At 65.1% G+C, this 14012-nt stretch carries 13 protein-coding genes; 8 read left to right on the forward strand and 5 right to left on the reverse strand.

What is annotated here, in order from left to right:
- Window positions 1-8 precede the first annotated feature (8 nt).
- The 8 genes from ACTJKX_RS28095 (at window position 9) to ACTJKX_RS28130 (ending at window position 9554) form a co-directional block, all read left to right on the forward strand.
- Window positions 9-890, forward strand: a complete 882-nt coding sequence (locus ACTJKX_RS28095) for a branched-chain amino acid ABC transporter permease (protein WP_440727257.1) — start codon at window positions 9-11, stop codon at window positions 888-890.
- A gap of 2 nt (window positions 891-892) precedes the next feature.
- On the forward strand, window positions 893-1963 hold the full coding sequence (locus tag ACTJKX_RS28100; protein ID WP_440727258.1) for a branched-chain amino acid ABC transporter permease: 1071 nt from the start codon (window positions 893-895) through the stop codon (window positions 1961-1963).
- Between the two features lie 99 nt (window positions 1964-2062).
- On the forward strand, window positions 2063-3421 hold the full coding sequence (locus tag ACTJKX_RS28105) for an ABC transporter substrate-binding protein (protein WP_440727259.1): 1359 nt from the start codon (window positions 2063-2065) through the stop codon (window positions 3419-3421).
- 296 nt (window positions 3422-3717) lie between these two features.
- Window positions 3718-4485 carry an ABC transporter ATP-binding protein gene (locus ACTJKX_RS28110; RefSeq protein WP_367623867.1) on the forward strand — a complete coding sequence of 256 codons (768 nt, stop codon included), beginning with the start codon at window positions 3718-3720 and terminating at the stop codon, window positions 4483-4485.
- A 232-nt stretch (window positions 4486-4717) separates the two neighbouring features.
- Entirely contained in the window at window positions 4718-5479 is a 762-nt protein-coding gene (locus ACTJKX_RS28115; RefSeq protein WP_367623868.1) for a FadR/GntR family transcriptional regulator, read from the forward strand.
- A 98-nt stretch (window positions 5480-5577) separates the two neighbouring features.
- Window positions 5578-6561, forward strand: a complete 984-nt coding sequence (locus tag ACTJKX_RS28120) for a substrate-binding domain-containing protein (RefSeq protein ID WP_440727260.1) — start codon at window positions 5578-5580, stop codon at window positions 6559-6561.
- 115 nt (window positions 6562-6676) lie between these two features.
- Complete coding sequence (locus ACTJKX_RS28125) at window positions 6677-8554, forward strand: sugar ABC transporter ATP-binding protein (RefSeq protein ID WP_440727261.1); 1878 nt, start codon at window positions 6677-6679, stop codon at window positions 8552-8554.
- Window positions 8555-8579: 25 nt separating this feature from the next.
- Window positions 8580-9554, forward strand: coding sequence for an ABC transporter permease (locus ACTJKX_RS28130; protein WP_440727262.1), 975 nt, complete (start codon window positions 8580-8582; stop codon window positions 9552-9554).
- Between the two features lie 246 nt (window positions 9555-9800).
- Here the strand turns inward: ACTJKX_RS28130 and htpG are convergent, their stop codons facing one another.
- From htpG to ACTJKX_RS28155, 5 genes are all read right to left on the reverse strand, one after another.
- Entirely contained in the window at window positions 9801-11717 is a 1917-nt protein-coding gene (htpG, locus tag ACTJKX_RS28135) for a molecular chaperone HtpG (RefSeq protein ID WP_440727263.1), read from the reverse strand.
- A 6-nt stretch (window positions 11718-11723) separates the two neighbouring features.
- A complete protein-coding gene (locus ACTJKX_RS28140) occupies window positions 11724-11993 on the reverse strand; it encodes a hypothetical protein (RefSeq protein ID WP_440727264.1) in 270 nt (89 codons plus the stop codon).
- 343 nt (window positions 11994-12336) lie between these two features.
- The gene (locus tag ACTJKX_RS28145) at window positions 12337-12615 is read right to left on the reverse strand and encodes an HPr family phosphocarrier protein (protein WP_311938009.1); all 279 of its coding nucleotides are present in this window, start codon (window positions 12613-12615) and stop codon (window positions 12337-12339) included.
- A gap of 233 nt (window positions 12616-12848) precedes the next feature.
- Window positions 12849-13250: a PTS sugar transporter subunit IIA gene (locus ACTJKX_RS28150; protein ID WP_068296680.1), complete on the reverse strand. Its 402-nt coding sequence runs from the start codon at window positions 13248-13250 to the stop codon at window positions 12849-12851.
- A gap of 294 nt (window positions 13251-13544) precedes the next feature.
- Window positions 13545-14012 carry an HPr kinase/phosphorylase gene (locus ACTJKX_RS28155; protein WP_367623872.1) on the reverse strand — a complete coding sequence of 156 codons (468 nt, stop codon included), beginning with the start codon at window positions 14010-14012 and terminating at the stop codon, window positions 13545-13547.

Below are 14012 nucleotides of genomic sequence, written 5' to 3' on the forward strand. Positions count from 1 at the left end.
GGATCGTCATGGCCTTTTTCCTCGAAACCCTGATCGGTGGCCTCCTCGCCGGTGTGATGTACGGCTTGGTCGCCATCGGCTTCGTGCTGATCTACAAGGCTTCCGGCGTCTTCAATTTCGCGCAAGGCGCCATGTTGCTGTTCGCCACGCTCACTTTCGTGACGCTGGTCGAGCGCGAGGTGCCGTTCTGGGCCGCGATCCTGCTGACCGTCGCGGTGATGGTCTTCGGTGCGGTGCTGATCGAGCGCCTCGTCCTGCGCCCCCTGGTCAATCGCGATGCGCTGACCCTGTTCATGGCGACCCTCGGCCTTACCTTCGTGATCGAAGGACTGGCGCAATTGCTGATGGGCTCGGACGTGCACATGCTCGATCTCGGCATCGACGATGTGCCGATCTCGGTCGCGGGCCTCTCGATCAGCCAGTTCGATCTCTTCGTCTCCGGCGGCGCCCTCGTCCTGGTGGTGGTGCTCTCCATCCTGTTCGACCGCACCCGCATGGGCATTTCGCTCCGGGCCGTCGCCGACGACACGTTCGCCGCCCAGTCGATCGGCATCCGCCTGCCGACGATCTGGCGCATCGTCTGGAGCGTGGCCGGCATCGTCGCTCTGGTTGCCGGCCTGGTCTGGGGTGCCCGCCAGGGTGTGCAATATTCGCTGTCGCTGGTGACGTTGAAGGCCCTGCCGGTGCTGATCATCGGTGGTTTCTCCTCCGTGCCGGGCGCCATCGTCGGCGGCCTCCTGGTCGGCGCCGCAGAAGCCCTGGCGGACATCTATCTGGGGCCGCTGCTGCAAGGCAGCGTGTCGACCTGGTTCGCCTATATCCTCGCCGTGGCCTTCCTGCTGGTGCGTCCGGCCGGGCTGTTCGGCGACCGCGCCATCGAAAGGGTCTAGCGATGTCCCTCCTATCGCAATCCGGCGAAGGCCTCGTCCTGTCGCAGGGCCGCAGCCTCAATCCCCGCCTCTTCGTCGTCGCCGCCTCGCTGGCGGTAAGTTTGGTGGTCGTGCCCCTCGTCGCCAGCGACTACTGGCTTTCCTCCATCATCATCCCCACCCTGGTGATGGGCGTGGCCGGCCTCGGCCTCAACCTCCTGATGGGCTATACCGGCCTGGTGTCGCTCGGCTCGGCCGCCTTCATGTCGGTCGGCGCCTTTGCGAGCTACAATCTCCTGCTGCGCGCCCCGTTCCTGCCGCTGCCCGTGGTGCTGGTGCTGGCAGGCCTGATCGCGGCGGCGGCGGGCATCGTCTTCGGCCTGCCGAGCCTGCGCATCAAGGGCTTCTATCTCGGCGCCTCGACGCTGGGCGCCCAGTTCTTCTTCGAATGGCTGTTCACCAATTACAATTGGTTTTCGAACGGCAGCCAGTCCCTCACCATCTCGGCGCCGCGGCTGCAATTCCTCGGCCATGACCTCTCCTCGGCGACGGGACGCTATCTCCTGGTGGCGGTGACGGCGACTGCGCTGATCGCCTTTGCCTACGCAGTGGTGAAGAGCCGCGTCGGGCGCGAATGGATGGCGATCCGCGACATGGACACGGCCGCCTCGGTGATCGGCATCCATGTCGCCAGCCGCAAGCTCCTGTCCTTTGCCATCAGTTCTTTCGTCTGCGGCATTGCCGGTGCGCTCTGGGCTTTCGGCTATCTCGGCACCGCGGATGCCCATGCCTTCAACCTGGACAAGTCTTTCCAGGTGCTGTTCATCGTGCTGATCGGCGGCACCGCTACCCTTGCCGGCAATTTCCTCGGCGCAGCCTTCATCGTGCTGATGCCGATCCTGCTCGACCGCCTCGCCCCGCTCACCGGCCTGCAGTTTCTGGCCGACCAGGGGTCGCTCGCCAATATCCAGCACATCATCTTCGGCGTGATCATCATCGCGCTGCTGATCAAGGAACCGGAAGGACTCGCCCGCCTGGTGAGGCGGATCCGCCTGCCGCGGCGGCGGCCGGCAACCGCCGCTACCGGGGACTGAACAAACCTCCCCCCCTCTGCATCCCGAAAAAGCGGACGTCATTTCCGCCGACGGGAGAGCTGCGCCCTCGAACATCCCAACCGAATGGAGACGAACCGGATGTCACCCTCCCTCATCAAGGCCCTCGCACTGGCGACCGGGCTAGGCTTTGCAGGCGTTGGCCTGGCCGCTCTTGCGGCCGCCGGCCCGGCCATGGCCCAGGACCACAAGAACGAGCAGCTCTATCCGCTCTTCACCTATCGTACCGGTCCCTATGCGCCCTCCTTCATCCCCTTCGGCGCCGGCAACCGGGACTATCTGACCTATATCAACGAGGTCGAAGGCGGGGTCGACGGCGTCAAGATCCTGATCCAGGAATGCGAGACCGCCTATACGATCGAGCGGGGCATCGAATGCTACGAGCGCTACAAGAACGGCTATGACGGCGCGCCGACGGCGGCGATCTATCCCCATTCCAGCGGCCTCGACGTGGCGCTCACCGACAAGGCGCGCATCGACAAGGTGCCGATCGTCTCGCCGGGCGGCGGCCAGAACATCGCCACCGACGGACGGGTCTTTCCCTATCAATATCCGCTGATCTTCGACTATTGGAGCGAAGCCCAGATCATCGTCGACTACATCGCCCAAAAATCCGGCGGCTACGACAAGCTCAAGGCCGTCAAGATCGCCACGCTCTATCATGACTCCGGCTATGGCCGTGACACGATCGAGCCGCTCGGCATTCTCGCCAAGAAATACGGTTTCACCGACATCCAGATCCCGGTGCCCCATCCCGGCGAGCAGCAGCAGGCGCAATGGCAGCAGATCCGCAGCGCCGGTGCCGACTGGGTGTTCCTGCGCGGCTGGGGCGTGATGACGCCGGTGGGCATCAAGACGGCGGCGCGCGTGGGCTTTCCGGCCGATCGCATCATCGGCGACATCTGGAGCGGCTCGGAGGACGATGCCCGCCCGGCCGGCAGCGCCGCCAAGGGCTATCTCGCCGTCTCGGTGTTTCCGCCCGGAACCGACTACGGCATCATCAAGACGCTGAAGGAGAAGATCGTCGACGCCGGCAAGAGCGATCTCAAGGACAAGAGCAAGTTCGGCACGGTCTACTACAATTACGGGGTGATCGAGGCGATCACCTTCGTGGAAGCCCTGCGCGTCGGCCACAAGAAGTTCGGCAACCGTCCCCTCACCGCCGAGGAAGGCCGCTGGGCCCTGGAAAACCTCAACATCGATGACAAGCGCATCGCCGAACTGGGCGCCCAGGGCCTGATCTCGCCGTTGAAGACCTCGCCGGCGAACCACAAGGGCGAGACCGTCGCGGCCAAGATCATCCAGTGGGACGGCAAGTCCTGGACCGCGCTGACCGACTGGATCAAGGCCGACGCCTCGCTCTTTGCCGAGACCATCCGCGCCAAGGCGGCCGCCTATGCCCAGGAGAAGGGCATCACGCCGGTGGCCCAGACCAACTGAGCGGGGCCGGAGCAGCTAGCTGAAGCGCAATGAGGAGGGATGTGCGAGATGGTGAGGTTGACGAAGGAGCGCGACGCCCGCGCCCCCTCGCCCCGCTTGCGGGGAGAGGATAGAGGTGAGGGGCAGCGTGCTTCTCAATTTTGTACCCGGCGTGCTGCCCCTCATCCTTACCTTCTCCCCGTGAGAACGGGGCGAAGGGGCGGTCGGCGTTGCGCTCTTCGCCACTGGGCCGTGCTTCCTGGCGAACTCCGGCTAGAGAGCACATTCTCCGGCAAAACGCTCTTGGAGGTGGTCCGATGAGCGAACCATCGGCCGTGCCGCGCACGAACGCCTTCCTCGATGTCGCCGGCATCGAGGTGCATTACCAGGCAATCCTGGCTGTCAGGGACGTGTCCCTCTCCGTCGATGATGGCGCTGTAGTCGCGCTGCTCGGTGCCAATGGCGCGGGCAAATCGACCACGCTGAAGGCGATCTCCAACCTGCTCGGCCCGGAGCGGGGTACCGTCACGCGCGGCAGTATCTCCTGGCGGGGCGAGCCGATCAGCCGCCTGACCCCCGCCGTCCTGGTAGCCCGCGGCGTGGTGCAGGTGCTGGAGGGGCGCCATTGCTTTGCCCAGCTCACCATCGAGGAGAATCTTCTCTCCGGCGCCTTCCTGCGGCGCCCGGGCCGGCGGCAGATCGCGCAGGATCTGGAGCAGATCTATGCCTGGTTCCCCCGCCTGAAGCACAAACGCCGCACCAAGGCGGGCCTGACCTCGGGCGGCGAGCAGCAGATGGCCGCCATCGGGCGGGCCTTGATGACCAAGCCCAGGCTGGTACTGCTCGACGAGCCTTCGATGGGCCTCGCACCGATCGTGGTGCAGGAGATCTTCGAGATCATCCGCACCCTCAATCGCGAACAGGGCGTGAGCTTCCTGGTGGCCGAACAGAATGCCGCACTGGCGCTGCGCCATGCCGATTACGGCTATATTCTCGAGAACGGCCGTGTCGCCGCTGCGGGGCCGGCCGCCGACCTCGCGGCACGCGAGGATGTGAAGGCCTTCTATCTCGGCGGGGCCCGGTAAAACCTTGAATATTCCTGGGACCGCCAGCATCCTGCTGGCTCTTTCTACCTTCAGGCGCGATGGTTCCAAGAGCCGGCAGGATGCTGGCGGTCCCAGGCTCACCTCGCCGTCCTCCCACTCGTCAGACCATTACTCATCTACCGCTTGACACCCCGCCGAAAACTTGGCCTAACTGGTCTGCTGGCTGGTCCAGTAGATCAGATGCCGAGCGTCGTTTCCAAGCGCCACTCCGATGAACCTGCCCACTGCCCTTTCGGTGTTCGAACGCGTGCCCGAGCTGCGCCACGGCGTTGTCAGGCGCAATGTGCGTGAACTCGTCGCCGACAAGCTCGCCTCCCTGATCGCGGCGGGCATGCTGCAGGTCGGCGAGGCCTTGCCGAGCGAGCGCGATCTTGCCGTGGCCCTGCAGGTCAGCCGCGAGACGGTGCGTGGGGCCCTGCAGATTCTGGCCGCGCGCGATATCATTGCCATTTCGCAAGGGGCCCGCACCCGCGTGCTCAGCGCCGAGGTCGGTTCGCTGGCGATCGGCGCGCGCGAGCCGAAACTGATCAACAGCTACGATATCGAAGCCATCCATGCCGCCCGCCTGCTGGTCGAGCGCCCCGTGGTCGAGGAGGCGGCGCGGCGCATCGATGACGAGACGCTCGCCATGCTCGACGCCTCGCTGCAAACGCAGCGCGAGGCCCTCGACGATCCCGTCCGCTTCCTGATCTGCGATCGCGAGTTCCATGCCGCGATCTACCGGTCCTGCGGCAACGACCTCCTCGCCGATTTTGTCGTCGATCTCTATTTCTATGCCATGGCGCATCGACGCAAGGCCGTGTCGCGGCCGGGTGCGATCGCCCAGAGCTGCCAGGACCATGCCGCCATCCTGGCAGGGTTGCATGCCCGGGATCCCCGGGCCGTCGTCGAGGCCTTCGGCATTCATCTCGACAGGATCTATGCCAGCACGCGCTCCATCCTCGAGGAGGAGGCTGTGTTGCCGCATACGTGAAACGGGCCTGAGAAAGAAGGCCCGCTTTCCAAGACAAAGAGCCTGTAATGGCCGGAAAAGAACCGTTGGAGCCGCCCGAGGGCGGGAGGGAGGATACTATGAAGAGAAGAACGTTCCTGCAGCTTGCGGCCGGCGCCGCCTTGGCCGGTACCGGCAGCCTCGGCTTCCAACCGGCAAGGGCCGCCGGCAAGGATATCGTCTATCTGACGCCGGGCCTCGACCTGCCGTTCTGGCGCTATCTCGCCAAGGGCGTCGAATCCGCCGCCAAAGCCAAGGGCTACGGTTTCCAGGCGCTCGATTCCCACAACAGCCCGCAGACGCAGTTGCAGAACGCCCAGGATTCGATCGCCAAGGGCGTGGCGGGCATCGTGATCTCGCCGACCGATTCCTCCACCGCGCCGAGCGTGCTGGCGCTGGCCGCCAAGGCGGGGATCCCGGTGGTGATCGGCGATATCGGCACCAATAGCGGCGACTACGCCTCCTTTATCATCTCCGACAATTATGACGGCGCCAAGGGCGTGGGCGAGGCGCTGGCTGCCGCGCTCAAGGCCAAGGGTTGGGAGGGAGGCTCGGTCGGCCTCATCACCATCTCGCAGGCCCGCAAGAACGGCCAGGCCCGCACCAAGGGTTTCCGGGACGGCCTTGCAGCCGGCGGCTGGACCGGCAAGGAGGCGGGGCTGCAGCAGATGCAATCCTATACGACGGACGAGACCTTCAAGTTCACCCAGGACATGCTCACCGCCAATCCGGACATGCGCGGCCTGTTCATCCAGACCGACCAGCCGGCCCTGGGCGCCCTGCGTGCCATCAAGGCGGCACGTCGCGGTTCGGACCTGCTGGTCGCGGCCTTCGACGGCATCCCGGAATTCGTCGATCTCCTCAAGTCCAAGCAGATCGTCGCCTCCGGCATGCAGCAGCCCTATCTGATGGGCCAGAAGTCGGGCGAGGCCCTGCTGGCCAAGCTCGCCGGCGGCACGGTGGAGAAGGAAGTCTCGGTGCCGATCCTGGTGGTGACCAGCGAGAACATCGACAAGGAGCTGCCCATTGTGAAGGAGACGGTGTTCGCCAACGAGATGAAGTGAGCATGCTGGGACCGCCGGCTTCCAGCCGGCACTTCCTCACCGTTAAATGCGGTGTTTCCAAGAGCCGGCTTGGAAGCCAGCGGTCCCAGGAACCAACGCCATCCAGGAGCCTTTCTTGCCTGCCATCGAACCCCTGCTGGTCGCCACCGGCGTCGCCAAGACCTTCGACCGTACCCGCGCTCTGGCGGGGGCCGGCTTCGAGCTGCTCGCCGGCGAAGTCCATGGCCTGCTTGGTGCCAATGGCGCCGGCAAGTCGACCCTGTCCAAGGTGATTTCAGGCCATGTCAGGCCGGACGAGGGAGATCTCGTCTATCGCGGCCGCTCCGTGCGGCTGCGTTCCACCCGTGACGCGCTTGATATCGGCATCGCCATCGTGATGCAGGAGACGAGCTTGGTGCCGGACCTCAGCGTCGCCGAGAACATCTTCCTGCCCGAACTCGGCCGGCCGGGGCGCTTGTCCTATTCGGCGCTGCATCGACGCGGGGCCGAATTGCTCTCGGTGCTCGGCCAGGGCGATGCCCTGCCCCTCGACGTCGAGGTGCGCCGCCTGTCGGCGGCCCAGCGCCAGCTCGTCGAGATCGCCAAGGCACTCGGCGTCAACGCCAAGCTGATCATTTTCGACGAACCCACCTCGTCACTGAGCCCGAGCGAGGTCGAGCGCCTGTTCGACATCATGGCGCGGCTCAGGGCGGATGGGCGCGGGCTCGTCTTCGTCTCTCATCGGCTCGAGGAAGTCTTCGCCATCACAGACCGGGTCACCATCATGCGCGAGGGGCGCACGGTGGCGGCCTCGCTTGCGACCGCCAGCCTGAGCCAGGCCGAACTCATCCGCCACATGGTTGGCCAGGATGTCGGCGCCATCTATGCGCGGGATGCGGACGGGGCGGCCAAGGACGCGCCGATTGCCCTGGAGGTCAAGGGATTGGCGACGCCGCCCCTGGTCCGCAACGTTTCTTTCCAGGTCCGCCGCGGCGAGATCCTGGGATTGGGGGGCCTGGTCGGCGCAGGGCGCTCGGAAACCGTTGAGGCCATTTTCGGCCTGAGGCCGCGCATTTCAGGCACCATTCTCGTCGACGGCAAGCCGATCGATCCGCGCAAGCCGGCGCAGGCGGTGAGGGCCGGCATCGGCTTCGTGGCCGAGGACCGGCGCTCGCAGAACATCGTGCCCGACCTGTCGGTGAAGGAGAATCTGCTGCTCGCCCATCTCGGCGCACATCGGGGCTTCGGGGTCGGCTATCGCAGGCGCGAAAAGGCGGTCGATGCGCTGCTCAAGAGCCTTGGCCTGCCGCCCGACCGGCTGCTCGACGCCAACATGCTCAACTTCTCGGGCGGCATGCAGCAGAAGATCATCATCGCGCGCTGGCTGCTGCTGGAGCCGCGCGTGCTGATTCTCGACGAACCCACCAAGGGCGTCGATATCGGCACGCGCGCCTCGATCTATGCGATCCTGCGCGACATTGCCGCCAAGGGTGTCGCCGTCGTGGTGGTGTCGTCCGATTTCGAGGAATTGCTGGGGCTCTCGCACCGCATCGTCGTCATCAGCGACGGCACCAGCGTGGCCGACCTGCCTGCCGACCTGCTCGATGAAGAGAAGCTCACCTTGCTGGCGGCGCCGCGCACCTCGATGGCCCGCAATACCGAAGTCCTGCGCGGCCTGACGGGCGAATGCGGCGGCGCCGGCTTCTGGGCCCTGATCGACCAGGACCGCCTGATCTGCCTCAACCTCGTCACCGCCGACAAGGCGGCCGAGCCGGGCTTTGCGGCCGGCGAGGTGAAGCCGCTCTCCGCGACCCGCATCGCCGCGGCGCTGGCCGGGCGCGAACCCGTCTTCATGCCGGAGCCGGATGGCTCGCGCTCGACTTTGCTCCTGCCAATCGTCAGCCCCCGCGGGCACGATCTCGGCTGGGTCGGCCTCACGCTGCCGCAGGGCGCCACCCTGCCAACGCCCGAAATCGTCCGCAGCCGTGTCGCCGAACTCGCTGCAACGCTCTGATCTCCCGTTTGCCAAGGACTGCCGCATGTCGACCACCACCTCTCCCGATCCCACGCGACGGCGCCTCGGCTGGCTGACGGGGCGGCTCGAAGTGCGCATGCTCGGCCTCGCCATCGTGCTGGCGGTCTGCCTGTCGCTGCTCTCGCCCTATTTCCTGACACGGTCGAACATCTTCAACATCCTCGACCAGTCGGTGGTGATCGGCATCGTCGCCGTCGGCATGACCTTCGTCATCCTCACCGGCGGCATCGACCTCTCGGTCGGATCGGTCGCCGGCCTGACCGGCATTGTCCTGGGCCTGGCCGTGCAGCATTATCCGCCGGCTCTAGCCGTGGCGCTCGCCATCCTCAGTGGGGCCGGCATCGGCCTGATCTCGGGCATTCTGATCGCCTATTTCGGGCTCGCGGCCTTCGTGGTGACGCTGGGCGTGATGGCGATCGGCCGAAGCCTCGCCTATATCCTCTCGGGCCAGACGGCCATCGCCTCGATCCCCGATTCCATGCAGGCCATCGTCTATACCGATGTCCTGGGTATTCCCTCCAACGTGCTGTTCCTGGCGCTGCTCTATCTCGTCGCCTGGGCCTATCTGACCTATACCAAGGGCGGGCGCACCATCTATGCCGTCGGCTCCAACAAGGAGGCGGCGCGGGCGGCGGGCCTCAGCGTGATGTTCTATTCCATCCTGCCCTATGTGATTTCGGGGGCGCTTTCGGCCGTGGCGATCACCTTCTCGATCGGCCAGATCCTCTCGGCCGATCCGCTGATGGGCAATGCCTGGGAGCTCGACGCCATTGCCGCCGTGGTGATCGGCGGTGCCAGCCTGTTCGGCGGGCGGGGCTCGATCATCGGCACGCTGATCGGCGTCCTGATCATGGTGATGATCCGCAACGGCCTCAATCTGATGGGCGTCTCGCCCTTCTGGCAGGGCTCGGCCATCGGCACCATCATCATCGTGGCGCTGCTGTTCGAGCGCCTGATCGGGCAACGGGCGGGACGGTGAGGGGGCTTGAGAGCCTGGCTTGAGAATCGAGAGAACCTCGACCTTTGTCATCACCGGGCTTCGGCCCGGTGATCCAGCGGCCACAAGCTTGATACGTTGGGTATCTGGGTGCCCGGGACGAAGCCCGGGCATGACAAAATTGAGCATTCCTCGGCTTGCTGGGACTCTTCCATCAACCTCCTCAGAGGCGCCTCAAAGCGCCGTGCTTAAACGAGAGAGGCGGGTCCGAAGACCCGCCCCCCAAACTTACCCGAGGCTCTTGGCCAGCACCTGCGACAGGCGCTCGGCAAAGCCGGCCGGATCGGTGGGCACCGTGCCGTCGAGGATACGGGCCTCGTCGAGCAGCAGCCGCGTGGCGCTCTCGATGAAGGCGGTATCGCCGCCGGCCTCGCGCGCGGTGGCGAGGCGCGTCACCAGGGCGTGGCGCGGATTGATCTCCAGGATCGGCTTCTGCAGGGCGCCGTCGAGCTTGCCGGCGCTGGCCAGGATCTGCTCCATGCGCTTGTCCATGCCGTTATCGGGCGCCACCAGGCAGACTGCGCTGGAGGTCAGGCGCTCGGAGGCGCGCACGTCGGAAATGTCATCGCCCAGCGTGGTCTTGAGATAGGCGATGTAGGAGGCGATCGCCGCGCTCACTTCCGGGGTCTGCTCCTCCGGCTTTTCGGCGAGCGGGATCAGGTCGAGGTCGGCGGCGCCCTGCGTCACCGACTTGAAGGGCTTGCCTTCGAAGCCGAGTGCCGAGGTCACCCAGAAGCTGTCGACCGGATCGGAGAGCAGCAGTACCTCGATGCCACGAGCGCGGAAGCCCTCGATGTGGGGCGAGTTCTCCAGGCGCTTGGCATCGTCGCCGGCGAGATAATAGATCGCCGTCTGGTTGTCCTTGAGGCTGGCGATGTAGTCCTTGAGCGAACGCCATTCGCCGCCCGAAACCGTGCTCTTGAAGCGGGCGAGGCCGAGCAGGGCGTCGCGGCGCTCGAAGTCCTCGTAAAGGCCTTCCTTCAGGACAGAGCCGAAATTCTCCCAGACCTTCGCATAGGCTGCGGCGTCCGAGGTGGCCAGCTTCTCGAGGTCTCCCAGCACGCGGCCGGTTGCCGCCTTGCGGATCGCCGTCAGCAGCGGGCTTTCCTGGATCATTTCGCGTGAGACGTTGAGCGGCAGGTCGGCGGAATCGATCAGGCCGCGCACGAAGCGCAGATAGCCGGGAAGCAGGTCGGCCTCGTCGGTGATCAGCACACGCCGCACATAGAGCTTCATGCGGCCCTTGCGCTGGGGGTCGAACAGGTCGAAGGGACGCGAGCCCGGCACGAAGGCCAGCATCGTGTATTCCTGCCGGCCTTCGGCGCGGAAGTGGATGGTAAGCGCTGGATCGTCGAACTGGCCGGCGACGCTGCGGTAGAAATCGGTGTAATCGGCCTCGGAAATATCCGACTTCGGGCGAGTCCACAGGGCTGCCCCATCAGCGATCTGCTGCGGCTCGGCATCCGGCTTGTCGGCGAGCAGGATCGGCACCGGCACATGGCCGGAATGGGTCTTGATCAAACGCTCGATGGTGTAGGTCTCGGCATAGGACTTGGCGTCCTCCATCAGATGCAGCACCACCTTGGTGCCACGCGCGGGGGCCTCGTCGAGACCGACAGGCGCCACCGAATAGGAACCCTTGCCGTCCGAACTCCAGAGATTGGCGACATCACTGCCGGCTCTGCGGGAGAAGACTTCCACCTTGTCGGCCACCATGAAGGTCGAGTAGAAGCCGACGCCGAACTGGCCGATCAACTGGCTGCCTTCGGCCTGCTGGGCCGTTTCCAGCCGCTCGACGAAGGCCTTGGTGCCGGAGCGCGCGATGGTGCCGAGAGCCTCGATCATCTCCTCCGCGCTCATGCCGATGCCGTTGTCGGCGACCGTGATGCGCCTGGCCTCGGCATCGAGGGTGATGCGGATCACCCCCTTCTGGTCTTCTCCGAGCAAAGCGGGATCGGACAGGGACTCATAGCGCAGCTTCTCGCAGGCATCGGCCGCGTTGGAGATCAATTCGCGCAGGAAGACATCCTTGTCGGAATAGACCGAGTGCACCATCAGATGCAGCAGCTTGGCGACGTCGGCCTCGAAGGTATGGCTCTGCGGCGCGGCACTATCCGGGCCGGCGCTTGCGGCTTCAGCGCTCATGAAAACTCACTCTTGCTTGATGATCGTCTTGGGACTGGGTGGCGGGAACGCCGCTGCACAGATGGACAATCTCGGCGAGGGATTCAAGAGCAGGCTTGCATCTGCGGGGGGCGCGGACGTCTCGTCCGCTCCCGGAAACGCGGCGCTCACGGGAGAGGAAGAACCGCCGTCGCGACGATCGGCAAAGCCGATTGCGCGGCCACGTCCGCGCACCCGGAGATCGGCGCAAAAAGAAAGGCCGGTTCCAGAGGAGCCGGCCTGCACTTCTTGGGTCATCTAACGCCACCTCGGCGGACCCGGTCCGACAAAGTCGGGGGGCTGGGGGGCTGAGGTTTCCGGCTTACGCCGGACCGGGTGCCGAGGTAACGAGAAGAAAAGTCGCGCTGGGCTGGGGCGGCCCCTTGGCTGGATTGCGGCAAAGTCGTGACTTTTGGTGAAGTTATATTTCCGGTGTGCGCTGCAGCAAACAACCTGCCGGGGGGGCCTGCAATCCACGCACGAAAATGCTGCCGCTGCAGGGCCAGCGGGGCCTGACGAAATGGGGATTGGGGAAGGGGGGCGGATGTCGCCTGTTATCGCCGCTGCTGCTTCGACGCCGCAGGCTGGGCGTCGTTTGCCTTCAGGCTTCCTCGCCGAACTTGTCGGCCAACAGGGCTTCCAGGGCGTCCATGCAAGCCTGAGCATCATGGCCGGCAGTCTCGACCACGATGGTGGTGCCACGGGCTGCGGCCAGCATCATCAGACCCATGATCGACTGGCCACCGACCGTTTCGCCGCACCGCGTCACCTTGACGGTGGCATCGAAGCCTTCGGCCGTCTGCACGAATTTCGCCGAGGCGCGGGCGTGCAGGCCCTTGAGATTGATGATGGGGAGGATGCGTACGATACCGCCGTCCATGGTGGGGGTGGGAGCCGCTTCCGGTTCTTCGCAGGCTTGCTCGTCGGTGCTGCCGGTTTGCATCTGCTGCTTGTGCATCGAGGAGGTCTCCGCCTGCATCTGCACCGGGGTGCACCCGCTTGGGGCACTGCTGCCCCAACATTTGGCCCAAGGATTGCTGAATGCGAGCGGTACCGCAAGAGCCGCCTCGGCAAGTTTCTGGCCGTGACCAGCATAGTTGAATGAACGTCGAATCATTGGCCTGACAACACACGACTGGCAATATTGATATATTTCCTGCCAGCCTCTTGGGCGCGCGTGACTGCCTCGGCGAGGGGAACCTCGCTGCGCAGCCGCGCCAGTTTGACAAGCATGGGAAGGTTGATGCCGGCCACGACCTCGATGGAGGGGCCGCTCATCACGGAAATCGCCAGATTTGAAGGTGTTCCTCCGAACATATCCGTGAGAACCGCCACGCCGGAGCCGTCTTCGACCCGGCCGATGGCATCGATGATGTCGCGGCGGCGCTGCTCGACATCGTCTTCGGGGCCGATATCGATGGCCTCGACATTACGTTGCGGCCCTACGACGTGCTCGAGAGCCGACAGGAACTCGGTCGCCAGATGACCATGCGTGACAAGCACCATGCCGATCATAGGATGATCCGCATTGAATCTTTCCGGTCGCCGTCGCGATCGCGACAACAATCCAGGTCCGTTTCGCTTTCGCGCCACCCGGTGTTGAGCAAAATGAGACGACGCCTCCGCAACGCACGGCCAGGATGCCCTTCGGACAACCTGCAACCCGTAGCTCCGAGGCCTGATATTATTCCCGCGCTGCACAAAAACAAGCCTCTCTCCGGCTCACATTGTCGCAGTCTCGTCACATGAAGGCCATAGGCATCAACGTTTCGTTAACGCAGACTGGCGCGGATCGGGCCTGGAATCCGGTCAAACCGGCGGCAATTGCGGCAAGATGGCCTCAATCAGGGCGACAGCTGCCTGAAAATCGCGAGGAACCGGCAAATAGGGCAGGTCCACGCCTTCCAGCCTGATGTGCCGAATATTTTTGCTGGGGATGACGATCTCTGCGTCATCGTCGAGAATATCCACAACCAGGCCGACAGGTGCCGAGGGCTGCCAGTCGATCCGTTCAATGCCGGCATCCCGCAGGCCGCTGCTGCGTCGCTCGATCAGGCCGGCGATGGTTGATGGCACGGAGGCGATCAGCCTGCCCTCGACGGCTTCGAGATAGACGCGGTCATCTCCTACCAGGCGGGCCAGGCGGCCCTGGGCCGGCGCGGTCTCGATGAAATGCAGGGCCAGCCGGCTCTTGCCGGCGCCAGAGGCGCCGCGCAGCAGAATGCCCCGCCCGTCGATGACGATGCAGGTGGCATGTACGGTGGGCGAGGTTGGCAT

The sequence above is a fragment of the Labrys sp. 22185 genome (genome assembly GCF_052045555.1).
Classification (GTDB): Bacteria; Pseudomonadota; Alphaproteobacteria; order Rhizobiales; family Labraceae; genus Labrys; species Labrys neptuniae.

Excerpts from the sequence above, each read along its gene's own strand:
- ACTJKX_RS28100 (WP_440727258.1), top strand. The coding sequence starts at position 893 with ATGTCCCTCCTATCGCAATCCGGCGAAGGCCTCGTCCTGTCGCAGGGC.
- ACTJKX_RS28095 (WP_440727257.1), top strand. The coding sequence starts at position 9 with ATGGCCTTTTTCCTCGAAACCCTGATCGGTGGCCTCCTCGCCGGTGTG.
- ACTJKX_RS28120 (WP_440727260.1), top strand. The coding sequence starts at position 5,578 with ATGAAGAGAAGAACGTTCCTGCAGCTTGCGGCCGGCGCCGCCTTGGCC.
- ACTJKX_RS28145 (WP_311938009.1), bottom strand. The coding sequence starts at position 12,615 with ATGGACGGCGGTATCGTACGCATCCTCCCCATCATCAATCTCAAGGGC.
- ACTJKX_RS28110 (WP_367623867.1), top strand. The coding sequence starts at position 3,718 with ATGAGCGAACCATCGGCCGTGCCGCGCACGAACGCCTTCCTCGATGTC.
- ACTJKX_RS28155 (WP_367623872.1), bottom strand. The coding sequence starts at position 14,012 with ATGCCAACCTCGCCCACCGTACATGCCACCTGCATCGTCATCGACGGG.
- ACTJKX_RS28140 (WP_440727264.1), bottom strand. The coding sequence starts at position 11,993 with ATGACCCAAGAAGTGCAGGCCGGCTCCTCTGGAACCGGCCTTTCTTTT.
- ACTJKX_RS28130 (WP_440727262.1), top strand. The coding sequence starts at position 8,580 with ATGTCGACCACCACCTCTCCCGATCCCACGCGACGGCGCCTCGGCTGG.
- htpG (WP_440727263.1), bottom strand. The coding sequence starts at position 11,717 with ATGAGCGCTGAAGCCGCAAGCGCCGGCCCGGATAGTGCCGCGCCGCAG.
- ACTJKX_RS28115 (WP_367623868.1), top strand. The coding sequence starts at position 4,718 with ATGAACCTGCCCACTGCCCTTTCGGTGTTCGAACGCGTGCCCGAGCTG.
- ACTJKX_RS28105 (WP_440727259.1), top strand. The coding sequence starts at position 2,063 with ATGTCACCCTCCCTCATCAAGGCCCTCGCACTGGCGACCGGGCTAGGC.
- ACTJKX_RS28150 (WP_068296680.1), bottom strand. The coding sequence starts at position 13,250 with ATGATCGGCATGGTGCTTGTCACGCATGGTCATCTGGCGACCGAGTTC.